Below are 22,196 nucleotides of genomic sequence, written 5' to 3'. Positions count from 1 at the left end.
GGCGGCTCACCGACCGGTGGGGTGCTTCTCCCTCATCACGGTCACCAGTTGAGCTTCGGTGAGGGCGGGTCGGGGGAGTGGCTCCAGGTCCGGTCGCTCCCGCAGCCCGTCGATGAGTATTTCCAGGTAGCGCTGCCAGATCTCCGGCGCCGCGGTGCAGATGTGCTGGGCCACGAAGCCGACCATCCCCATGACGACCGGGAAGTCGGTCAATTCGAAGTCGGCCCGCAACCTGCCCTGGGTCTTCGCCGCGTCGATCAACCGCACGATCGGGGCGGTCAGCCGGGCCCGCGACTGCGCGACCCGGGCGGCGCCGTGCTGGTAGCTGTGCATCACCTGGCGCAGTCCCTGATCCCGGGCCTGGGCCAGAACGGCGTTCCGGAGGAATCCGACCAGGCCCTCCCAGGGGTCGGGCGATGCGGCAGCCGCCTCGGCCCGACGGACGATGTCCTCGATCTTGTCCTCGAACAGGGCCTCGATCAGCACATCCTTGTTCGGGAACCGGCGGTACACGGTACCGACGCCGACGCCGGCGTGATCGGCGATGTCATCGAGGGTGACGTCCAGACCGCGCGCGGCGAACACCTCGGCCGCAGCCCGCAGGATCTTCTGCCGGTTCAACTCGGCGTCCCGGCGCAGTGGCCGGGCCGAGGTGGAGCCGACGGGGGGGTCGGCGACCGTGTCGACCGGGGTCGAGCTGTGACGCGTCATGCATCGGAGTCTAGCCGAGCAAGCGGAGACGAAGCCTCAACTTGGTGTTAGGGTCGACGTCGAACGGAGAATGGATCTCCACTTCTTGGAGCAGCGATGACGAACCCAGTGACCGAGCCCCGCGCGGCCCCCGGCCGATCCGGTGCCGGAAGCGCGACGGCGCGGCGCACGGTGCTGGTCGGAATCGGCCTGGGAGCGGCCCTGGTGGCCCTGGTCGTCTGGCAGCACGACCGGCTGGACGATCTCCCGCGGGTGCTGGGCGATGCCAACTGGGTCTGGATCGCCGCGGCGATCGCGTTCCAGGCCATATCGGTGGCGGGCCTGGCCCGATTGCAGCGCCGGCTGCTGAACGTCGATGGGCGGCATCATCCGCTGGGTCCCATCCTGGCCACCACGTATGCCGGAAACGCCATCTCCCAATCGCTTCCGATCGTCGGCTCGGCCGCTTCCGCGGTCTTCGCCTACCGCCGTTTCCTGCACATCGGTGCGGAGAAGGCCGTGGCCGCGTGGGCGCTGGCCGTGGCCGGTCTGTACTCGACGATCACGTTCGTCACGCTCTCGGCGGTCGGTGCCCTGCTCACCGGGTCGATCGCGGTGGCTGTAGCCGGCCTGAGCACCCTCCTGATCGGGGTGTTCCCCGTGGTTGCGCTGCTGTCTGGGCTGCATCGCCCGCGCGTCAGGGCGCTGGTGATCGGGCTGCTGGCCTTCCTGCTGTCGCCGGCCCGGCGACTTCTGGGACGGCCGTCCGGCGACACGCTGGCCGCCGCCACCGCGACCATCGAGCAGATCGCGGGACTGCGCCTGACCCGCCGGGACGCGCTGATGGCGGGCCGGTTCGCCCTGCTCAACTGGACGGCCGACATTGCCTGTCTGGTCGGTGCCCTGGCTGCGGTTGGTGCCCCGATCCCATGGCACGGACTGGTTCTCGCCTGGGCCGCCGGAGCCGGTGCATCCTCTCTCGGGCTCACCCCGGGCGGCCTCGGCGTGGTCGAGGCCGCTTTGAGTCTGGCTCTGGTGGCGGCCGGTCTGCCGTTGGGCTTGGCCGTCAGTGGGGTGCTGCTCTATCGATTCATCAAGCTGTGGTTGGTGGTGGCGGCGGGCGTGGTCGCCCTGCTGGTGATCCGCGCTCGGGTCGCCGAGCCCGTTCTCACGGCCGACCCGGAACGGGCCGGAGCGGCGTCGGAGCCGGTGTCCGTGCTCGAGCCGGTGACCGTCCTCGACCGCGTCCGGGTTCCTTCGGCGCCGCGGAGCAACCGGCTACCGATCGGCGCCATCCTCGGCGCCTCGTCGGGTGTCACCTTCCCCGGAGTCACCTACGGGATCGACGGGTTCGACCCCGTCGTGGTCACCACGCCGGAGGCGTCGCGGCGGTGTCTGGTCCGGCCCTGCGCCTGACCGAGCGCGCCGGAGCACCATGGTGCTCAAGGCAGGGACAGGATCGGGACCGGAGGACGCGATGAGTGATCTGGGCCGGGCGATCTCCTTCGCCGGTGGCCTCTACGGCCAACGGGCTCGGACAATCGGGGCAGGTTATCTGCGACGGGACCCGATGGCCCGTCTGCAACTCGCCCCCGGGCGGCGCGATCCGTACGCGATCTACCGGCAGATGCGCGCAGCCGGCCCGATCGTCCCGACCCGCCTCGGCAACTGGGCCACTACCAGCCACCGCATCGCGAACCGGGTGCTGCGCGACCGGCATTTCGGCGTGCGGCCCGAGGGCACCGGTCCGGACCCGCGGACCGACGGATTCGACCTGTCGTTCCTGTCGATGAACCCGCCGGACCACACGCGACTGCGCCGCCTGGCGCAACCGGCCTTCAGCCCCCGGCAGATGGACGCCTATCGCCCCCGGATCGAGGCGGTGGCGAACGATCTGCTCGACCAGGCGTTGCGGCAGAAGGACTTCGATCTGATCAGCGGGTTCGCCGCTCCGCTCCCGATCGCAGTGATCACTCAGCTGATGGGTATTCCGGACGCGGAGGCCGCCGACTTCGCCCGGATCGGCGCCGTCATCGGCAGTGCGCTGGACGGAGTCCGCTCGCTCGGACATGCGAAGCGGTTGCTGAAGGCGAACGCCGAACTCGAACAGCTCTTCCTGCGTCTGTTCCGGTTGCGACGCGCCGAACCGGCCGACGACATCGTGAGTCTGGTTGTCCAGGCGGAGGGCGAGCGCATCCAGCCCGGCGAGATGCTGCCGTTCTGCGTCCTGCTGCTGGTCGCCGGGTTCGAGACCACGGTCAACCTGATCGGCAACGGTGTTCTGGCCCTGCTGGACCATCCCGAGCAATGGGCGGCGCTGACTGCCCGGCCGGCTGCCCTGGCTCCGCCCGCGGTCGAGGAGGCGCTCCGTTTCGACCCTCCGGTCCAGCGCACGGCCCGGGTGTCGTTCTGCGACACCGAGATCGAGGGTCGGCCGGTGCGCAAGGACCAGATCGTGGTCACCCTGATCGGGGCGGCCAACCGCGATCCGGACGTCTACGACCGACCGGACGAATTCGACATCGGGCGTGAGCCCGGCCCAGAGCACCTGGCCTTCTCCAGCGGGATCCACTACTGCGTCGGGCAGCCGTTGGCCCGGCTGGAAGCGGCCGTCGCGTTCCAGGCCCTGGCCGAACGGGCCCCGGCTCTGCGGCGCACTGGCCGGGTCGAACGCCGCAACGCCACGATCATCCGCGGGCCGATCCGCCTGCCGGTGACGACCGGCTGACGGCCCGTCACGGTCGACGGCCGCGCCGACGGGAGCCATCCTCACGGCCGGCAGGTTCGAACCACCGCTACCCGGCACCACCGGGCCGACCGCAGACCGCGACCCCGACCGCCGTGTCTGCGGTCGAAGGTGGTGCCGGGCCGGCCCCATCGGTGACGATGAGGAGTCGACGGGCCCGGCTGGCTGCGGCGGCCGCTCGGCCGGGCCGCCGGTGATGCGGGATACCGTTCCAGCCATGCCCACCGCCATGGTCACCGGCGCCACCGCCGGCATCGGAGCCGCGTTCACCCGTCACCTCGCCGCGGCCGGCTACGGCCTGGTGATCGTCGCCCGGGACACGCAGCGACTGGTCGCGGCCCGGGACTCCCTGCTCTCCTTCGGTGCGCCGGAGGTCGAGGTGATCACGGCCGACCTGACCGACCCCGGGCAACGGGCCGCGGTGGTCGATCGCCTCACCGCCGCGCCGGGGGTCGATCTGCTGATCAACAACGCCGGCATCGGGCTCGGACGTGACTTCCTGTCGTCCGCGCCCGAGCGATTGCTGGAGCAGATCGAGATCAACGTGGTGGCCCCGACCGTGCTGGCTCGGGCGGCATTGCCCGGGATGGTCGCCCGCGGGCACGGCGGCGTGATCAACGTGGCGTCGATCGCCGGTCTGATCCCGGGCCGCGGCACCACTTATGCCGGGTCGAAGGCCTACGTCATCAGCCTCAGTGAGGGTTTGGCCATGTCGCTGGCCGGTACCGGCGTCCGCGTGCAGGCGCTGTGTCCGGGGTTCGTCCGGACCGAGTTCCACCAGCGAGCCTCCATTGACATGTCCAAGACCCCGGGGGCCCTGTACGTCGACGTCGACGATCTGGTGGCCACGTCGTTGGCCGACCTGCGCCACAACCGGATCATCTCGGTGCCGGGAGCGCTCTACCGGGTCATCGCGGTCGGGGTCCGGCTGCTGCCCCGGGGCGCCGTCCGGAACCTCGCGGCCAGGGTCAACAACCGCGGCCGGACCTGACCTCTCAGCAGAGGTCCGAAGTCACGGAAGGTACGGCGGCGCGACGCCCCAGCCCCACCGGGGAACCGGAGCCTCCAGCACCGGGTCGGCGTCCTCCTGCGAGTTCGCCAGGGCCAGCCGGGTACCCCATTCCACGTACCCCACGAGCGCCGCCCGGAACTCCGGATCGTCCGGCAGCGTGGCATCGTCGGCGGCGCGACTCATCAGGGTGGCGAATCGAAAACGCTGTTCCGGCTGCAGGTTCAGGCCGCGGTGGTGGGCCAGCATGGTTGCATAACCGCCGTGCTCGGCGGTGTACCGGGCCGGGCCGCCGAACACCTCGCACCACCACACCGTGACGTGCTCGCGGTGGGCCCGGCTCACGCCCCCCGGGAACAGCGGGGCGAGCAGTTCGTCCTTCTCCACCCGGTCGTAGAACGCGTTGATGAGCCGGGCGAACGCCGGTTCGCCACCGGCCCACTCGAACAGCGACGGCACCGGACGATCGTTCATGCTTGCAGTGTAATCAACTTCGCTCAGACCTTCAGGTGGATACGCAACGCGGCCAGGAAGATGTCCGGCTTCTCGATGTGCGGGGTGTGCCCGGCGCCCGGGACGACCACCTCGGTGTACTCACCGCCGGAGTTGGCGTAGGCGTCCAGTACCGACCGGGTCTGGCCCACCATCGGTTGCGGCGGCACCTTGTCCACCCCGGGATAGCCCGGGACCGCGCCGAGTAGACCGAGTTGCGCGAGATCGAAGAGCGAAGCGTCCGAGACGATCTGGTCGAGCTCGCCGCGGATCCACAGGATCGGCGGTTTCGGGGTGACATCGACGATGCCCGACAGGTCCAGGTAGATCGGGGCCATGGTGTTGAGCACCCCGCGGGTGCCCGGCGCGACCCCCGGCCAGCTGTCCGACCCGACCGAGTCGCCCGGATAGTTGTCGTCTCCGATGCTGGTGGAGAGCATGGACCGGACGAAGACGCCTTCGTTCTCCCGGTCCCAGCCCGGAGCCACGTAGAAGGACCGGAGAGTGCCGAGCGGTGACGTCGGCCCCTCGCTGCTGTCGTCGTCGTCGCGCAGGGCGGCCACGAAATCGGCATTCGCCGTGCCGCCCCCGGAGCCGGCCCCGTCCGGGGCGACCAGCGCGCCGTCCAGGCCGGTGGTGCCGCCGAACCCGAAGGGCGACACCGGGTTCACCAGCGTCACCGAGGTGACCGCGGCCGGCCGGTCGAGCAGCATCTGCAGCACCACACCGCCGCCCATGGACCAGCCGACCAGGTCGACCGCGCCCAGCCCGAGCGCGTCGACGGTGGCCCAGACGTCGTCGGCGAACACCGCCAGCCCGCGGGTGGCGTCCACCGGCGCGGCGTCGGTCCCGCCGAATCCACGCAGGTCGATGGCGATCGGCCGGACGTGCGGCGGCAGTTGGGCCATCACCGGGAGGAAGAAGACCGATGAGGAAACGTTGCCGTGCACGAAGATCACCGGCCGGCCGTCCATCCGGTTGACCACCTCACGGACACAGACCGCGAGGTCCGGGGTGGTGATCATGTTGACGGCGACGTTCGGAAACTCGGCCATGCGGGCAGGATATGTCACCCTTGCTGCGTGACGATCGAATCCGCTCCCATTCCGGACGCCGCGGCCAAGGCCAGACTGGCCGAACTCGTGGCCGATCTGGCTGTGGTTCACGGCCGGGTGACGCTGTCCTCCGGTCGCGAGGCCGACTACTACGTCGACCTGCGCCGGGCCACCCTGCATCACGAGGCCGGCCCGCTGATCGGGGTGCTGCTGCGTCAGTTGACCGCCGACTGGGACTTCGACGCGGTCGGCGGTCTCACCCTGGGTGCGGATCCCGTGGCGACGGCCGTCATGCACGCGCCCGGCCGGCCGATCGACGCATTCGTGGTCCGCAAGGCGGCGAAGGCCCACGGCATGCAGCGCCAGATCGAGGGACCCGACGTGGCCGGCAAGCGGGTCCTCGTCGTCGAGGACACCACCACCACCGGTGCGTCTCCGTTGCAGGCGGTCGAGGCGCTCCGGCAGGCGGGTGCCGAAGTGGTCGGGGTGGCGACCATCGTCGACCGCAACACCGGTGCCGACGCCGTGCTGGGGGCCGAGGGCCTGACCTACCGGTACCTGCTCGGCCTGTCCGATCTGGGCCTGGGCTGAACCCCACCGAGCCGGTGGTCGACGAACCGGGCCCCACCGAGTGGACGGCTGCCCCGGCCGTCGGCGTCGGACCCCACCCGCTGCCCTGGCCGACCGATCCCCACTTCGACCCGGAGTTGCTGGCCAGCGGTGACCGCCGGAACGTGGTCGACCACTATCGGTACTGGCGGCGCGAGGCGATCGTCGCCGATCTGGACGCCCGGCGGCACCCGTTCCAGGTGGCCATCGAGAACTTCGGGCACGACCACAACATCGGCACCGTGGTCCGCACCGCGAACGCCTTCGGCGCGGCCAGCGTGCACATCGTCGGGCGGCGTCGCTGGAACCGGCGCGGGGCCATGGTCACCGACCGCTACCAGCACCTGCACCATCACGCCGACGTGGCCACGCTCGTCGAGTACGCCCATGGCGCCGGTCTGGTGGTGGTGGCGGTGGACAACGTGTCCGGATCGGTGCCGATCGAAACCGTGGACCTGCCCCGGAATGCTCTGCTGCTGTTCGGATCCGAATCCGAGGGCCTAACTCCCGAGGCCAGGGCGGCGGCCGGGATGACGGTGTCGATCGCCCAGTTCGGTTCTACCCGGTCGATCAACGCCGGGGTGGCGGCCGGCATCGCGATGCATGCCTGGGTGCGACAGCACGCCGACCTGAACCGCGCCTGGTGACCAGGACCACCCGGGCGGAAGCCGGACCGTTCACACCCGGGCACCACAGGTGGGAGGGGTAGATTCTGCCGGTGAACCTCGACCTGCAGACCATCAAGAACACCGCGATGTGGGCGTTGATCGGCATCGCCGTGATCGGCATCGTGCTGGCCATCATCATCAAGAAGATCGTCGGCAAGATCATCATCCTGGTGCTGGCCGCGCTCATCGTGTTCTTCGGATGGCAGCAGCGGTCCAAGGTGGTCGACTTCGGCAATCACCTGCAGACCTCGGCCTGCAAGTCCCACCCGACATTCTTCGGGATCGACGTCACGTATCCCGGCTGCCCGACCAACTAGTCCAGCGGCGTGAATGTCGACACCGCTGTCACCGACCTGACCTGGTTGCTGGCCGCCCTCGCGGCCGTCGCCGTCGTGCTGCTGGTGCTGATCCGCCGGTGGGCCGGTCGAGTGGTCGTGATCGGCGTCGCGGCGCTGTTGCTGATCGTCGTGTTCGCCGTCCGTCAGCAGATCGGGGCGATCTCCAGCGAGAACCCGGAGCCGCTGTGCAACGGGGGAGTGAGCTGGTTCGGTGTCCACCTGACCGGGCCGGACGCGTTCTGCGCGAAATACCGAACGCCCCCGTCCTGACGGTGGGCTCGACCGCCGGGCGGGGACGTTGCGTGCAGTAGCTGGTCTCAGCCGGCCTCGGCCGCGCGCCTGCGCTGACGCAGGTGCAGCAGGGCCGGGACCGCGGAGACCAGCACGACGACGACCACGGCACCGACCAGGATCACGTCGACATGGTCGGCGATGAACTGGATCTGGCCCAGGAAATATCCGGCGACGGTCACTCCGGCGACCCAGACGACGCCGCCGATGGCCGAATACAGGGTGTAGAGCCTGGCGTCCATCCGGGAGACACCGGCCATCACAGTGGCCACCGTGCGCACGACCGGGACGAAACGGGCCAGGATGACGGCGACCTTCCCGTACTTGGCGAAGAACACCTCGGACTTCTCGACGTACTCGTGTTTGAAGAATTTCGCGTTCGGCCGATCGAAGACCAGGGGTCCGGCCTTCCGGCCGATCCCGTATCCGACGATATTGCCGACGAAGGCCGCCACCACCAGGATCAGGATCACCGCGACCAGGTTGACGTGAAGCTTGTGGGTGGCCACCAGGAGCCCGGCGATGAACAGCAGGGTGTCGCCGGGCAGGAAGAATCCGATGAGCAGGCCGCACTCGGCGAAGATGATCAGGGCGAAGACCAGCAGCGCCCAGGAACCCATCGATTCCACTAGGTGCCCTCCGTCGAGCCAGGACGGGAGGAGGCCGGCAACATGAGTCGGGTTCACCAGCACGACGATACCGGCCCGGCTCTGATAAACCTGTGAGTTCGCTCGGCCGACCGTGACCGTCCAGGTGCCCGGGGTGTGACCGTCATCGCAGGTGGTGATGGTCAGGACTACCGTGGACCGATGGAGACGAAGGAGTTCCTGGCCGCTCTGGGCGATGCGCTGGAGCCATCCCGGGTGGTGCTGGATCCGGACATCACCTCCGGTTTCAGTCGCGACATGATGCCGTTGGCCCCCAGCGGTACTCCGCTCGCGGTGGTCTTCCCGATCGACACGGCCGAGGTCGCCGCGATCGTGAAGCTCTGTGCGGCGGCGCGGATCCCGATCGTGCCGCGCGGTGCCGGCTCCGGCCTAACGGGAGCGGCGAACGCGGTGGACGGCGCCGTGACGATGGTGATGACCAGGATGAACGCCATTCTGGAGATCGACCAGGGCAACCGACTGGCCGTGGTGCAACCGGGCGTGGTCAACCTGGACTTCCGCACGGCCGTCGAATCCTGCGGTCTGTTCTACGCCCCCGACCCTTCGTCCTACGACTGGTGCACCATCGGCGGAAATCTGTCGACCAATGCCGGCGGACTGTGCTGTGTGAAGTACGGCGTGACCACCGACGCGGTCCTCGGTCTCGAGGTCGTGCTGGCATCGGGGGAGGTGCTCCGCACCGGCCGCCGCACGGTCAAGGGGGTCGCCGGGTACGACCTGACGAAGCTGCTGGTCGGGTCCGAGGGCACGCTGTGCATCATCACCGAGGCCACGCTCGCGCTGCGGCCGAAGCCGGCCGCCCCGGTCACGCTGGTGGCTGCGTTCGCCTCGACGGAAGCGGCGGGCGAGGCGGTGTCGGGCGCGATCCGGGCCGGGCTGGTGCCGTCCCTGCTGGAGATCATGGACGCCACCTGCATCCGGGCCGTCGAGGCCAAGCACGGCACGAAGGTCCTCGGTGACGGCGAGACCCCGGCCGCGCTGTTGATCGGGCAGTCCGACGCCGGTGCGGGGGTCGGGCGACGGGAGATGGACGAGCTCGAGGTGGTCTGTCTCCGGGCCGGGGCCACCTTCGCCTACGTCACCGACGACCTGGCCGAGGGTCGGATGTTGCTGCAGGCCCGGCGGGACGTCCTGTCGTCCCTGGAGATGTTCGGGACCTGGCTGACCGATGACGTCAGCGTGCCCCGGACCCGGATCGCCGAGTTGATCAGCGCCTGCGAGAAGATCTCGGCCCAGGTCGGTCTGACCATCGGGGTGGTCGGGCACGCCGGCGACGGCAACATGCACCCGACGATCGTCTACGACGCGGCCGACCCGGCCCAGGCGGCGGCGGCCGAACTGGCCTTCGGCCTGATGCTGGACGCGGGCCGGGCACTGGGCGGGACGGTGACCGGTGAGCACGGGGTCGGCCGGATCAAGCAGGATTTCCTGGCCCGCGAGATCGGCCCGGTCGGGCTGGATCTGCATCGGCGGATCAAGAACGCGCTGGACCCGGACGGGCTGTTCAATCCGGGATCGATGTTCACCGAAGCGCCTACACCAGCAGGCTGATCAGCCCGGCCGTGATGCCGACGAGCAACCCGACGATCGTCGCGATCAACAGGACCTGCAGCCGGGTCAGCGGCTCGCGTCCGGAGGCGGGAGGACCGTTCTCAGGACGGACCTGCTTCCCGCCGCCGGCCATCGCCCGCAGCGCTTGCGCCAGCACCCGTTCGGCGTCCGGGTCGCCGCCGGGCCCACTCGACGGCGGCCGTCCGGGAAGGGTCATCGCGCCCTCATGATGTCGCCGAGCTTGGCCACGGCCCGGCTGGCGGTGGACTTGACGGTGCCCTTGGACAGACCGGTGGCCTCGGCGATCTCCGCCTCCGACAGTCCGCCGTAGTAGCGAAGGACCAGGACCTCCCGTTGCCGGGGGGCCAGGTCGGCCAGCGCGGTGACCACGGCCTGGTGTTCGGCGGTGAGCAGGGCCAGCGACTCGGCCGATCGCTCGGTGCCCGGGTGCGGAGGGACGTAGGCCCGCGCGGTCCGCCGGCGGCGCAGCATCGAACGGGATCCGTTGACCACGGCCGTGCGCAGATAGCCGATGGCCGCGGCGTTGTCGCGCAGTCCGGCCCAGTTGCGGAACAGGCCGGCGAACGCCTCCTGGACCACGTCCTCGGCGCTGGCCTGATCGTCCACCAACAGGATGGCGAGCCGGACCATCCCCATCCGGTGGGTCCGGTAGATGTCGTCGATGGTGACGTCAGCGACCGGAGTACGGGCCGGGGCCGGTCCGGCCGGGGTCGCGGTGGCGCCCGGCAGGGTGGCCGAGGAAGGCGGTTCGGGCTGGGCGGCGGGCGGGAAATCCGGGTTGAGCCGGGCCAGCGTTCCAAGGGTGCGTTCGACCGCCGACTCCGCCCACTGGTCGTCGACCGTCATGCTCGTTGCTCCTCGAGGAGTTCGGCCCGCGACGTGATCGCGGGCTGGTCCGTCGATCCTGACACGAGTCGGCGCCCCAGGACGGGTATCCGATCCAGCCGGTCGGACCGGGCGCCACCAACGATGTGTCATCGCAGGTCAGGGTCAGCCGAATGCGCCCGATTCATGGCAGATTCATGCCCGTCTCAGGAGTCGTTCGCGACCACATCGTTATTCGTCACCCATGCGGGTTACGGAATCGTTACGCGAGGATGACCGTCCCGGCCTTGCCAAGCCGCGTTGAAAACGCTTTCATTGGGCCTGTTGTGAGCACCCTCACATCGACTTTTCCCCAAGAAACGGAGGCGGCCGAGTGTCTCGTACGTCGGCTAGTAAGGCGATGGCCACCATCGCAGGGATCGGCGCCCTCGCGCTGATCATGTCCGCTTGCTCCAGTTCCAGTTCCAGCAGCTCGACCAGCTCGGCGGCCAGCGCCGCGGGCGGATCGTCCAGTGCTGCGGCCCCCGTCGGTTCCTCTTCCGCTGCCGCCGGCTCGCCTTCCGCTTCGGCGCCGGCCTCATCCAGCCCCGCTTCGTCCGGCGGGCCCTCGTCCTCGTCCTCGGCCACCGCCGCGGGCCTGAACGACGACGCGACGTACTGCGACTACCTGAAGAAGACGTGGCCGAACATCTCCGGCAAGCAGGTCAGCGTCTACACCAGCATCGCTGGTGACGAGGGCAAGCAGGTGGAGTCGTCCTTCAAGGACTTCACGACGTGCACCGGTGCCACCGTGAAGTACACCTCGGACAAGAACTTCGAGCAGCAGATCGTCGTCCAGGCCAAGTCGGGCAACGCGGCCAATATCGCGTTCGTCCCGCAGCCGGGCCTGCTGGCCACCCTGGTCGCCACCGGCAAGGTCGTCGAGGCCCCGGCTTCGGTCGCCGCCAACGTCGACAAGTACTGGGACAAGGGCTGGAAGAGCTACGGCACCATCGGCGGCAAGTTCTACGCGGCTCCGCTCGGCGCCAACGTCAAGTCGCTGGTGTGGTACTCGCCGAAGATGTTCGCGGCCAAGGGCTACACCGTCCCGACCACCTGGGACCAGATGATCGCGCTGTCGGACAAGATCGCGGCTGACCCGTCCGGCGTCAAGCCGTGGTGCGCCGGCGTCGAGTCCGGGTCGGCCACCGGCTGGACCGCCACCGACTGGCTGGAAGAGGTCGTCCTGCGTCAGGCCGGCCCCGATGTCTACGACCAGTGGGTCGCCGGCAAGGTGAAGTTCTCCGACCCGGCCATCGCCAAGGCGCTCGCCACGGTCGGGTCGATCTGGAAGAACGACAAGTACGTCAACGCCGGTATCGGTGACGTCGCCTCCATCGCCACCACGTCGTTCAACGACGGCGGTCTGCCGATCCAGCAGGGCAAGTGCTACATGCACCAGCAGGCGTCGTTCTACGAGACCAACTTCAAGGGCACCCCGACCGTCTCCCCGACGGGCGATCTGTACGCCTTCTACGAGCCGACCATGAGCGACACGTTCGGCAAGCCGGTCGAGGTCGGTGGCGAGTTCGTCGCCGCGTTCTCCTCCAACCCGGAGGTCCAGGCGTTCCAGTGGTTCCTGACCACCGCGCACTGGGCGAACGCCCAGTCGAAGGCCTCCAAGTCCCGCATCTCGGCCAACAAGGGCCTTGACGTGGCGAACGTGGCCGACCCGATCAACAAGCTGTCGGTGCAGATCCTGCAGGACCCGAAGGCCGTGTCCCGCTTCGACGCCTCCGACCTGATGCCGGCCGCCGTCGGCTCCGGTGCCGAGTGGAAGCAGCTGACCAACTGGATCACCGGTCAGGACGACGCGACGACGCTCTCCCAGATCGATGCCGCTTGGCCGAACAGCTGACCCATCGGCTGATCAGATCCTGATCGACCACAACTGAAGTACCAGTGCCGGAGGCAGGCGCACCCGACAACCATTGGGTGCGCCTGTCTGCGGTTCGGCGGGGCCGGCGAATCAAGGCCGCCTCGTCGCCCGGATGGCGGACGTGATCGTCGGCGAATCCGGCCCCGATTTCACTCTTCGAGCAATTGATTGGAGGGAACCCTTGAGTACTTCAACTCCAACGACGCCCCCGGCGCCGGTCACGACGCGATACCGGGCCCCCAAGATGATGGGCTGGCTGACGCCCGTGGTCTGGTTCGTCGTCGCCGCCATCATCGGCGTCGTCGTCTTCTCCGGCGCGACCGGCAGTTCGAGCTCCAACGGTAAAGGCTTCTTCTACAACACCGGCCAGCAGTTCACGCACGGGTGGTTTGCCAGCATGGTCTTCCACCCGACCTCGGCGGCGCAGAAGGTCCTGGTGATGATCCTGGTCATCGTGCTGTTCATCGTCGTGATGGGTGCCATTCTCTGGCTCGTCGACCACACCAGGGTCCCGAACGGCACCGTCGTCGCCGGGTTCCTCGGGCCGGCCGTGATCGCCCTCGCCGGCGGCCTGCTGTATCCGGCCATCAGCACGATCATCGCCTCGTTCCGCAAGGTCAACGCGGCCGGTGACCCGGCCGGTTTCAACGGACTGGCCAACTACACGCACTTCTTCAACTCGGCCAACATCCCGATCTTCTACAACACCATCGCCTGGATCGTCCTGGTGCCACTGTTCGCGACCGCGTTCGGCCTCGTCTACGCCATGCTGGTGGACCGAACCCGCTTCGAGGCGGCGGCCAAGGCACTGATCTTCCTCCCGACGGCCATCTCGATGGTCGCCGCGGCGATCATGTGGCGCTACATCTACTACCAGCCCAGCAGCCAGGGCAACGGACAGGTGGGCCTGCTCAACGCGGTCTGGACCGCCTTCGGTGGCAGCCCGACGAACTGGTTGATCAAGTGGCCGGTCAGCACCGGCGCCATGATCGTGGTGATGATCTGGATCCAGGCCGGGCTGGCCATGACGCTGCTCTCGGCCGCCATCAAGGCGGTGCCGGACGACATCGTCGAAGCCGCCCAGATCGACGGCGCGACCGGGATGCGGCTGTTCCGCAGCATCACCATCCCGACCATCCGTCCCACCCTGGTCGTCGTGATCACGACCATTGCCATCGGTTCGCTCAAGACCTTCGACCTGGTCAACGTCCTGGGCAACGGCATCACCAAGAACGACATCCTGGCCAGCGCGTTCTACTCGAACAACGCGAGCAACCAACCTGGTCTGGCCGGCGCCCTCGCCGTGATGATCTTCATCCTGGTGTCGCCGGTGATCGTGTTCAACGTTCGACAGATGAAGAAGGCGGACGCAAACCGATGACAACCACGATTCCGCCTGTTCCCGTCGCGTCGGAGCAGGTCAGTGCCCGCAAGGTGAAAGCCATGATGCGGGCCCAGGACGCGAAGACGAAGCTCACGTCGCCGTGGGCCTCCGGCCTGGCCATCGTCATCGCGATCGCCTGGACCGTTCCCACCATCGGTCTGCTGATCAACTCCATCCGCGGGCCGATCACCGTCAACGGGAACCCGTCGGCGGCCAGCATCACCAGCGGCTGGTGGCACTTCTTCTCCGGGTCGTCGTTGACGTTCAAGAACTACTCGAACGCCTGGACCGGCAACGGCAACACCTCGCCGCTGTCGAGCTTCCTGCTCAACAGCATCGTGGTGACCCTGCCCGCCGTCTTCATCCCGATCGCCCTGGCCCTGCTGGCGGCGTACGCGTTCGCGTGGATCGACTTCAAGGGCAAGAACGTGCTCTTCGTGGCCATCTTCGCCATGCAGATCGTGCCCATCCAGGTGGCGCTGATCCCGCTGAACACGATCTACACGAAGTTCGGCCTGAACGCCGGCTTCTGGTCGATCTGGTTGTCGCACACGATCTTCGGTCTGCCGTTGGCCATCTTCCTGTTGCACAACTTCATGAAGGAGATCCCGTCCTCGCTGATCGAAGCGGCCCGGGTCGACGGCGCAGGCCACGTGAAGATCTTCATCCAGGTGCTGATGCCACTGCTGGTTCCGGCCATCGCGTCCTTCGGCATCTTCCAGTTCCTGTGGGTCTGGAACGATCTGCTGGTCGCCCTGACCTTCTCCGGTGAGAACACCCGGCCGATCACAGCCGGGATCCAGGGACTGACGACGCAGTTCCAGTCGGCGGCGGACGTCCTCCCGGCGGCCGCGGTGATCGCCATGCTGGTGCCGTTGGCGGTGTTCCTGTCGTTGCAGCGCTTCTTCGTCCGCGGTCTGCTCGCGGGCAGCGTCAAGGGTTGATGTCGATGGCCGACAGCGGGTTCGCCCCGATGATCGGCATCGTCGAAGTTGCCGCACTGGCCGGTGTCTCGCCGGCGACGGTGTCACGGGCACTCCGGGGTCTTCCCGGAGTGTCCGTGACGACCAGGGAGAACGTCGAGCAGGCAGCGGCGAAGCTGGGATACGTGGCTTCGCCCTCCGCTGCCGCGCTGACCACGGGCCGAACCAGCGCCATCGGCGTGATGGCCCCGTGGATCTCACGCTGGTTCTTCAGTGCGGTCATCGAAGGTGCCCAGGATGTGGTGGGTGAGCGGGGCTACGACACGCTGCTGTACCCGCTGGGTGCCAACGCCGGAGCCAAAGCCGCTCGGGTCGACACGCGTGCCCTGCACAAGCGGGTGGATGGCGTGCTCGGCCTCAATGTCCCGCTCGGTCTGCAGCCGGCGTCCCTGCGGAACCTGCGCATTCCGCTCGTCACCGTCGGATCGATCATCCCCGGCGTCTCCGGGGTGCTGGTCGACGACGTCGAGGTCGGCTATGCGGCAACATCGCATCTGATCGGTCTCGGGCATCGCCGCATCGGTTTCCTGGGCCAGGACCCGGACAACATGTACGGGTTCACCGTCGCCGCCGATCGAGAACGCGGCTACCAGAAGGCGTTGGCGGAGAACAACATTCCTCTCGACCCGGCCCTGATCGGCGTGACCGGTTTCCCGGTCGAGGCCGGTACGGCCGCCCTGGAGAAGATGTGGATCGAGTGCGGGCGTGAACTGCGATGTATGCCGACCGCGGTGTTCGCCGTTTCCGACGAGGTGGCCATGGGGGTCCTGTACGCGGCCCGCCGGCTCGGCATCCGGGTGCCGGAGGACCTCTCGGTCATCGGCGTCGACAACCACGACATGGCGTACCTGTTCGAACTGACCACCATCGGGCAACCGGTGCGGGACCAGGGGCGGATCGCCGCTCGCATGTTGCTGGACCAGGTGCGACTACACGAACCGGCGGCGCCGGAGGTGGTCCGCATGAGCCCCGGCCTGATCACCCGGCGGACGACGGCTCCGCCGCGCCGCGATCCGGACCGGCCCTGACCGCCGGCCCGGGCCGGTCCGGATCGCCGCTCAGGCCTCCACGAGGACGCGGGGGCTCGCCAGCCGGACCGCACGCCGTCGATCGGTCACGATGGTGACCACGACCAGCACGCAACCGGCGGCCGCGAGCACCGCGCCGACCCACATCGGCCCGGTCAGGCCGTAGCCGGCGCGGATCACGTAGGCTCCGGCCGCCGCTCCGATGGCGTTGGCGACGTTGAACGCGCCCTGGTTGACGGCGGACACCATGCTCCCGTCGGTGCCGGCGGACTCGATGATCCGGTTCTGCACCACCGGGCCAAGGCCGAAGCCCACCACTCCGAACAGCATCAGCGTGGCGGTGGCGGCCACCGCGTTGTGCGAGGTGACGGTGAACGCGGCCAGGATGACGACCTCCAGGAACAGCCCGAAGCCCACCAGTCGCAGGCCGTACCGATCGCCGAGCCGGCCGCCGACCAGGGCTCCGACCGTGGTGCCGACCCCGAACAGGACCAACACCAGCGTCACGCTGTTCTCACCGATCCCGGCCAGATCGGTCAGGATCGGGGCGATGTAGCTGTACATGGCGAAGAACGCACCGAACCCGATGGTGGTGATGGCCAGGCCGAGCCAGACCTGCTTCCGCCGGAAGGCGCCCAGTTCGGCCTTCATGTCCATCCGGATGTCGTCGTCGGGCACCCAGGCCCGCAGTGCGACCACGGTCACGACACCCAGCGCCGCGATCCCCCCGAACACGTACCGCCAGCCGATCTGCTGGCCGATCCACGTCGCGGCCGGGACACCGATGACGTTGGAGATGGTCAGACCCAGGAACATCAGCGAGATGGCCTGGGTCGCCTTCTCCGGGGCCACTGCGCGCCGGGCGACGATGGCTCCGACTCCGAAGAACGACCCGTGGGCCAGGGCGGTGATCACCCTGGCCCCCATCAGCACCCGGTAGTTCGGGGCGAATGCGGACAGCGTGTTGCCGACGATGAACAGGCCCATCAACCCGATCAGCGTCTGCCGGGTCGAGAAACGACTGGACAGGGCGGTCATGGCCGGGGCTCCGATCATCACGCCGATTGCGTAGGCGGTGATCAGGATGCCCATGGCCGGGACGGTTGCGTGCAGCCCGTCTCCGATCTGGGGGAGGAGCCCGATGACGACGAATTCGGTGCAGCCGATGGCGAAAGCGCCGACGGCCAAAGCGATGAGGGCGCGGGGCATGGGGGCGGTCTCTCCCGGGATGCTGGGTGATGTGGTGCCGGAAATGGTGTGCTGGTGACGCTGCGTTCCGGGACCCCGATGTCCGTCGCGCGGGTGAGTGGTGCTTCGGGACAAATTGTGCGCCTGTCGAAGCATCTTGTCGAATCGTTTCGAGGCGCGGAGCCGCGGCCTCGGCGTGTCGCTGCGTAGGAGATAATGACGACGCCGATCAGACCCCAGGCGCCGGCCGAAACCGGCCGCAGCCCCGAAAGGATTCTCATGCCCCTTGCCACTCCCGAGACCTACGCCGCGATGATCCAGCGGGCGAAGGACGGCGGCTTCGCCTACCCCGCGATCAACATCACGTCGTCGGAGACGATCAACGGCGCCATCAAGGGCTTCGCCGATGCCGGCAGCGACGGCATCATCCAGGTGTCGACCGGCGGTGGTGAGTTCGCGTCCGGTACCTCGGTCAAGGACATGGTTGTCGGTGCCGTCGCGCTCGCCGAGTTCGCCGCCGTCGTGGCCGCCCGCTACGACGTCACCGTCGCTCTGCACACCGACCACTGCCCGAAGGACAAGCTGCCGACGTTCGTCAAGCCGCTCCTGGAGATCAGTGCCGAACGCGTCAGGAACGGTGGTCTGCCGCTGTTCCAGTCGCACATGTGGGACGGCTCGGCCGTACCACTGGACGAGAACCTGGAGATCGCCAAGGAGCTCCTGGAGTTGACCAAGGCGGCCAACGTCATCCTCGAGATCGAGGTCGGCGTCGTCGGTGGCGAAGAGGACGGCGTCGCCCACGAGATCAACGACAAGCTCTACACCTCGCCGGAGGACTTCATCAAGACGGTCGACGTCCTGGGTGTTCCGGTCGAGAACAACTACATCGTGGCCGCGACCTTCGGCAACGTGCACGGCGTGTACAAGCCGGGTGGGGTCAAGCTGCGCCCGGCCGTGCTGAAGGAGGGCCAGGAGGCACTGGCCGCCCACCTCGGCCTGGAAGCCGGGGCCAAGCCGTTCGCCCTCGTCTTCCACGGTGGATCGGGTTCGTCGGCGGAGGAGATCGCCGAGGCGGTCTCCTACGGCGTCGTGAAGATGAACATCGACACCGACACCCAGTACGCGTTCACCCGGCCGATCGTTGGGCACTTCTTCACCAACTACGACGGTGTGCTCAAGGTCGACGGCGAGGTGGGCAACAAGAAGGCCTACGACCCGCGCTCCTACCTCAAGTTGGGCGAGGCCGGACTGGCCGCCCGTGTGGTCGAGGCCTGCCAGCAGCTGGGTTCGGCCGGCACCTCCCCGGGCGCCAAGAAGTAGCCGAGAAGTAGCAGCCAACAGCGACGGCCCGCCCTTGAATCGTCAGGGCGGGCCGTCGCTGTGTCACGGCTTGGTCAGGGCGCGACCGGCTCTTCGAGCGGCTCCAGGGCCGGGGCGCGGGTCCGGGCGGTGGCCAGGACCGAACCGAGGATCACCAGGGGGAAGCCGATGGCGATACCCACGGTGAACTGCTCGTGGAGGACGAGGACCCCGAGCAGGATCGCCACCGCCGGGTTGATGTAGGTGATCACCGTTGCGCGGGCCGGGCCGGCCTCGGCGATCAGGGCGAAGAAGGCCAGGAAGGCCACCGCGGTGCAGATGACGGCCAATCCGAGCACCGACCAGCCGGCTGCCGCCCCGACGTGGGACGGGCGCAGCCAGACCGCGAAGGGAGCGAAGATGGCGGCGGCGCCGATGAGCGAACCGGTGATGACGCCCATCGGCGGCAGATCGGCCAACTTCCGGTTGATGATGATGGGGCCGACGGCGTAACCGATGGCTGTGATCATCACCGCCCCGACGGACAGCAGGTCGTCCAGGTGGACGTCCAGGCCGACCAGGGTGATCACCCCGGCCAGGCCGATGGCCAGCCCCAGCAGGCGGCGGGAGTCGAACCGGTCGTGCCCGGTGGAGACGAGAATGATGGCGGCGATCAGCGGAACGACGGCCAGCAGGAGTCCGGCGGTGGAGCTGGTCAAGCGGGTCTCGGCGTGCCCGAGCAGCCACCACGGCCCGACCATCTCGACCACCGTGTAGACCAGCAACCACTTCCATCGGGACAGAACCGGCCGCAGCGCTCCGCGGCGCAGTGCCACCGGTAGCAGGATCAGCGCGCCGATGAACGTTCGGCCGAAGGCCACCACGACCGGATCCAGGTCCCGCACCGCGACCTTGATCATCAGATATGGAATGCCCCAGATCAGGCTCAATGCGGTGAAAAGCAGCCAGGCCCGACGACTCATAGCCCCATCTCTCATCCTGTGCAACCGGTGGGATCACCATAACGGCCCGAAGGTCCGACGGACAGAGAGTATTTCTGCCGAGCATCGTCCGGTTCCGCTGTCGAATGCCCGGCGATACGGGCGTGTTGTGGCCGATCAGGCCTCGTCAGGGAGTAAATGACAACCTTGTGATTCGTGTCCCGCCGCGGCGTGTCGCTGTTGGGGTGATTGATGCACAGGGAGAACAATGTGTTTGCTGGGTGTCTTGTGACTTGTGTGACTGGTGAACTACGGTGAGGCGGGTTCACCACTGGGTGAACCCGCCGGTGGTCGTGGCTCCCCGCTCCGAAGACCCCGGCGTCGGGAAATGCACAACGGATTGGTCGAGCGGGGGCGCGGTCGACGGCGGTGTCGTGCAAGGGGAAGAGGCATCGCCGCGATGCATACGTGAGGGCTAGGTGGCCCGTGCGTGCCCACAGATCCGGGTACGTCAGTCCGCTTTGCGCTACCCGTTTGCCTCGCACACGATGCGTTGCGCGGCCGGAAGGGATTGCCTGTGCGCAGAGCGCTGGCATTGGGAACGACCATCGCGGCCTTGTTCGCCGGGATGACCATCTTCATGGCCGGTTCGGCCTCGGCCGACCCGTCCGCCTCCGACTGGGCATCGCTTCGCCAGTGTGAATCGAGCGGCGACTACAGCATCAACACCGGCAACGGCTACTACGGCGCCTACCAGTTCGATCAGAGCACGTGGAATTCGGTCGGCGGCAGCGGATCGCCGGCCGATGCCAGTCCGTCCGAGCAGGACTATCGCGCGCTCTACCTGTACCGGATGCGCGGGTGGAGCCCGTGGACCTGCGCTTCGCTGGCCGGTCTGCGCGAGGATTCGATGGCCAGTTCGGGTGTGGTTCCGTCGCGGGCCGACAGTGCCTACATCAGTGGCGGTGGTACCAGCACCTACACGCCGGTTCCCACCAACAGTTGCAACATCGGGAAGTCGACCGCACCGGCCTGGGGCGGCACGACGTTCTCGAGGGGCACCACCTACCGCGGGCTCGTGTGCTGGCAGAAGCAGATGGCCACCAAGGGCTATCACTTCACCGGGACCGGGTACTTCGGTGCCTACACCCTCAGCGTGGTGCACCAGCTGCAGAGCACCTCGGGGATCCGGCAGAGCGACGTCATCGACGCCTCCACCTGGGCCGCGGCCTGGGGCAGGGCGGCCACCACGCCGACGAAGCCCAGCGAACCGACGAAGCCGACGAAGCCGGTCACTCCGACCAAGCCGACCAAGCCGGTCACTCCGACCAAGCCCACCAAGCCGGTGACTCCGACCAAGCCGGTGAGCGGAGCCCTCTGGCCGGGTATCACCGCCGCGTCGTGTCACGTCGGTGCGCGCAAGGCCCCGGCATGGCCGAAGGAGTCGTTCGCTCTCGGCGACTACGACAAAGCACTCGCCTGCTGGCAGATGCAGATGGGTCGTCGCGGATACGACCTGATCGGGGTCGGCTACTACGGCGACCACACCCTGGCCGCGGCCAAGAGCATCCAGAACGCCAACCATCTCGGCGGGACCGGCTTGATCGGCCCGAAGACGTGGAAGGCCGCCTGGGAGGGCAAGGTCAAGCCCTGATTCGTTGCGCGGCCACGGTCACCGACGGTGATAGACGAGGGTCGATCAACAAATTCTGAGTTCTGGCCAAGTTTCTGCCCTGAATCCGTAACGTCCTCCGCTGCGAAGGCGAGGAATCAGTAGTAAGCGCCCCAGCGGGGGCGCGGAAACGCCCGATCTCAGCCCGATGCCCGGGCTCGGATCGGAGCCCGAGAGGCCCAAGCCAAGCCGGCTTGGGCCTCTCTGCTTTTCCGGACGGAGCACACTTCTTGACCAAGTGATTACTCTGTGCGATCTCGATCGGGCTTTCAGGACCGGCGGCCGAGAGACCGCCGGTCAACCGCAGGGCTCAGAAGATATGGGCGAAGGCGTTCACGATGGTCACGGCGGCGATGGCCGCGCCGATGATGGCGTACGGCTCCTTGGCCTGGAAGGACCGGGCCGTCATGACGACCGGCAGCACGCCGAAGAACACGATGTGGGCTGACCTCTCGATGATGTAGTACACGATGCAGACGGCGATGGTGATCAGGGTGAACCGGCTGCGCGCCAGCAGGCCGGCGGCCGGCGCGCTGAGTCGGGTCGGCTGGGCCGGATACGGCTGGCCCGGGTAGGGCTGCCCGGCATACCGGCCGAGGTCGGGCTGGCCGGGGTAGGGCTGACCCACGTACGGCTGGGCCGGGTAGGGCTGGCCGGGGTTCGGATACGGCGACTGGGCGGCGGGCGCGGGTTGGGTCGACGGTGTCCAGGCCGCACCGTCCCAGAACCGCAGGTCGGTGCTGCCATTGGGATCGGCGTACCAGCCGGCAACGGGTGCGGTCATGACGAGATGTCCCCCTCGAAGAGATGAAATGAACGG

Annotated in this window: 23 protein-coding genes; 14 read left to right on the top strand and 9 right to left on the bottom strand. The window is 68.1% G+C overall.

Features of this window, described 5'->3' with window-relative positions; all coding sequences use genetic code 11:
- Positions 1-6: 6 nt before the first annotated feature.
- Complete coding sequence (locus BLS97_RS05200; RefSeq protein ID WP_090474887.1) at positions 7-711, bottom strand: TetR/AcrR family transcriptional regulator; 705 nt, start codon at positions 709-711, stop codon at positions 7-9.
- Between the two features lie 96 nt (positions 712-807).
- Here BLS97_RS05200 and BLS97_RS05195 point away from each other — a divergent pair, with 96 nt between their 5' ends.
- The 3 genes from BLS97_RS05195 (at position 808) to BLS97_RS05185 (ending at position 4,427) form a co-directional block, all read left to right on the top strand.
- On the top strand, positions 808-2,106 hold the full coding sequence (locus BLS97_RS05195; protein WP_090474886.1) for a lysylphosphatidylglycerol synthase transmembrane domain-containing protein: 1,299 nt from the start codon (positions 808-810) through the stop codon (positions 2,104-2,106).
- 61 nt (positions 2,107-2,167) lie between these two features.
- The gene (locus BLS97_RS05190) at positions 2,168-3,418 is read left to right on the top strand and encodes a cytochrome P450 (RefSeq protein ID WP_090481402.1); all 1,251 of its coding nucleotides are present in this window, start codon (positions 2,168-2,170) and stop codon (positions 3,416-3,418) included.
- Positions 3,419-3,653: 235 nt separating this feature from the next.
- Positions 3,654-4,427, top strand: a complete 774-nt coding sequence (locus BLS97_RS05185; protein ID WP_090474885.1) for an SDR family NAD(P)-dependent oxidoreductase — start codon at positions 3,654-3,656, stop codon at positions 4,425-4,427.
- Positions 4,428-4,448: 21 nt separating this feature from the next.
- Here BLS97_RS05185 and BLS97_RS05180 read toward each other — a convergent pair whose 3' ends face one another.
- Both BLS97_RS05180 and BLS97_RS05175 read right to left on the bottom strand, forming a co-directional pair.
- Positions 4,449-4,919, bottom strand: coding sequence for a group II truncated hemoglobin (locus BLS97_RS05180; protein ID WP_090474884.1), 471 nt, complete (start codon positions 4,917-4,919; stop codon positions 4,449-4,451).
- 23 nt (positions 4,920-4,942) lie between these two features.
- Entirely contained in the window at positions 4,943-5,992 is a 1,050-nt protein-coding gene (locus BLS97_RS05175; RefSeq protein ID WP_090474883.1) for an alpha/beta fold hydrolase, read from the bottom strand.
- 27 nt (positions 5,993-6,019) lie between these two features.
- On the opposite strand from BLS97_RS05175, the gene pyrE reads away from it, so the two are divergent.
- The 4 genes from pyrE (at position 6,020) to BLS97_RS05155 (ending at position 7,877) form a co-directional block, all read left to right on the top strand.
- Complete coding sequence (gene pyrE / locus BLS97_RS05170; RefSeq protein ID WP_231988368.1) at positions 6,020-6,583, top strand: orotate phosphoribosyltransferase; 564 nt, start codon at positions 6,020-6,022, stop codon at positions 6,581-6,583.
- 14 nt (positions 6,584-6,597) lie between these two features.
- The gene (locus BLS97_RS05165) at positions 6,598-7,248 is read left to right on the top strand and encodes a TrmH family RNA methyltransferase (protein WP_090474882.1); all 651 of its coding nucleotides are present in this window, start codon (positions 6,598-6,600) and stop codon (positions 7,246-7,248) included.
- 71 nt (positions 7,249-7,319) lie between these two features.
- Positions 7,320-7,586 (top strand): hypothetical protein, encoded by a 267-nt coding sequence (locus BLS97_RS05160; RefSeq protein WP_090474881.1) that lies wholly within the window; start codon positions 7,320-7,322, stop codon positions 7,584-7,586.
- A 9-nt stretch (positions 7,587-7,595) separates the two neighbouring features.
- Complete coding sequence (locus tag BLS97_RS05155) at positions 7,596-7,877, top strand: hypothetical protein (RefSeq protein ID WP_090474880.1); 282 nt, start codon at positions 7,596-7,598, stop codon at positions 7,875-7,877.
- A gap of 47 nt (positions 7,878-7,924) precedes the next feature.
- On the opposite strand, the gene BLS97_RS05150 is transcribed toward BLS97_RS05155, so the two are convergent.
- Positions 7,925-8,584, bottom strand: coding sequence for a DedA family protein (locus BLS97_RS05150; protein WP_197676417.1), 660 nt, complete (start codon positions 8,582-8,584; stop codon positions 7,925-7,927).
- Between the two features lie 123 nt (positions 8,585-8,707).
- Between BLS97_RS05150 and BLS97_RS05145 the strand changes: the two genes are divergently transcribed.
- Positions 8,708-10,117 (top strand): FAD-binding oxidoreductase, encoded by a 1,410-nt coding sequence (locus BLS97_RS05145; protein ID WP_090481391.1) that lies wholly within the window; start codon positions 8,708-8,710, stop codon positions 10,115-10,117.
- Here the strand turns inward: BLS97_RS05145 and BLS97_RS05140 are convergent.
- Both BLS97_RS05140 and BLS97_RS05135 read right to left on the bottom strand, forming a co-directional pair.
- Positions 10,101-10,334, bottom strand: a complete 234-nt coding sequence (locus tag BLS97_RS05140; RefSeq protein ID WP_090474879.1) for a hypothetical protein — start codon at positions 10,332-10,334, stop codon at positions 10,101-10,103. The two genes, BLS97_RS05145 and BLS97_RS05140, sit on opposite strands and share 17 nt — an antisense overlap.
- A complete protein-coding gene (locus tag BLS97_RS05135; RefSeq protein WP_090474878.1) occupies positions 10,331-10,984 on the bottom strand; it encodes a SigE family RNA polymerase sigma factor in 654 nt (217 codons plus the stop codon). Before BLS97_RS05135 ends, BLS97_RS05140 begins: the two co-directional genes overlap by 4 nt.
- 379 nt (positions 10,985-11,363) lie before the next feature.
- On the opposite strand from BLS97_RS05135, the gene BLS97_RS05130 reads away from it, so the two are divergent.
- From BLS97_RS05130 to BLS97_RS05115, 4 genes are all read left to right on the top strand, one after another.
- Positions 11,364-12,860, top strand: a complete 1,497-nt coding sequence (locus BLS97_RS05130; protein ID WP_197676416.1) for an ABC transporter substrate-binding protein — start codon at positions 11,364-11,366, stop codon at positions 12,858-12,860.
- Positions 12,861-13,062: 202 nt separating this feature from the next.
- Positions 13,063-14,262 carry a carbohydrate ABC transporter permease gene (locus BLS97_RS05125; protein ID WP_231988367.1) on the top strand — a complete coding sequence of 400 codons (1,200 nt, stop codon included), beginning with the start codon at positions 13,063-13,065 and terminating at the stop codon, positions 14,260-14,262.
- Positions 14,259-15,209, top strand: coding sequence for a carbohydrate ABC transporter permease (locus BLS97_RS05120; protein ID WP_090474877.1), 951 nt, complete (start codon positions 14,259-14,261; stop codon positions 15,207-15,209). The genes BLS97_RS05125 and BLS97_RS05120 overlap by 4 nt, the downstream gene beginning before the upstream one ends.
- 5 nt (positions 15,210-15,214) lie before the next feature.
- Positions 15,215-16,276, top strand: a complete 1,062-nt coding sequence (locus BLS97_RS05115; RefSeq protein WP_172832216.1) for a LacI family DNA-binding transcriptional regulator — start codon at positions 15,215-15,217, stop codon at positions 16,274-16,276.
- A gap of 30 nt (positions 16,277-16,306) precedes the next feature.
- Here BLS97_RS05115 and BLS97_RS05110 read toward each other — a convergent pair whose 3' ends face one another.
- The gene (locus tag BLS97_RS05110; protein WP_090474875.1) at positions 16,307-17,485 is read right to left on the bottom strand and encodes an MFS transporter; all 1,179 of its coding nucleotides are present in this window, start codon (positions 17,483-17,485) and stop codon (positions 16,307-16,309) included.
- 258 nt (positions 17,486-17,743) lie between these two features.
- Here BLS97_RS05110 and fbaA point away from each other — a divergent pair, with 258 nt between their 5' ends.
- Positions 17,744-18,784 (top strand): class II fructose-bisphosphate aldolase, encoded by a 1,041-nt coding sequence (gene fbaA, locus BLS97_RS05105; RefSeq protein ID WP_090474874.1) that lies wholly within the window; start codon positions 17,744-17,746, stop codon positions 18,782-18,784.
- 74 nt (positions 18,785-18,858) lie between these two features.
- On the opposite strand, the gene BLS97_RS05100 is transcribed toward fbaA, so the two are convergent.
- Positions 18,859-19,746 carry a DMT family transporter gene (locus BLS97_RS05100; RefSeq protein ID WP_090474873.1) on the bottom strand — a complete coding sequence of 296 codons (888 nt, stop codon included), beginning with the start codon at positions 19,744-19,746 and terminating at the stop codon, positions 18,859-18,861.
- A 535-nt stretch (positions 19,747-20,281) separates the two neighbouring features.
- Between BLS97_RS05100 and BLS97_RS23200 the strand changes: the two genes are divergently transcribed.
- Positions 20,282-21,358: a transglycosylase family protein gene (locus BLS97_RS23200; RefSeq protein ID WP_197676415.1), complete on the top strand. Its 1,077-nt coding sequence runs from the start codon at positions 20,282-20,284 to the stop codon at positions 21,356-21,358.
- A gap of 328 nt (positions 21,359-21,686) precedes the next feature.
- Here BLS97_RS23200 and BLS97_RS05090 read toward each other — a convergent pair whose 3' ends face one another.
- Entirely contained in the window at positions 21,687-22,160 is a 474-nt protein-coding gene (locus BLS97_RS05090) for a DUF2510 domain-containing protein (RefSeq protein ID WP_090474872.1), read from the bottom strand.
- Positions 22,161-22,196: the final 36 nt, after the last annotated feature.

It is taken from the genome of Nakamurella panacisegetis, assembly GCF_900104535.1.
In the GTDB taxonomy this organism is placed as follows: Bacteria; Actinomycetota; Actinomycetes; order Mycobacteriales; family Nakamurellaceae; genus Nakamurella; species Nakamurella panacisegetis.
The sequence above is the reverse complement of the archived record's forward strand: the minus strand, read 5'-3'. Positions and strand labels throughout refer to the sequence as shown.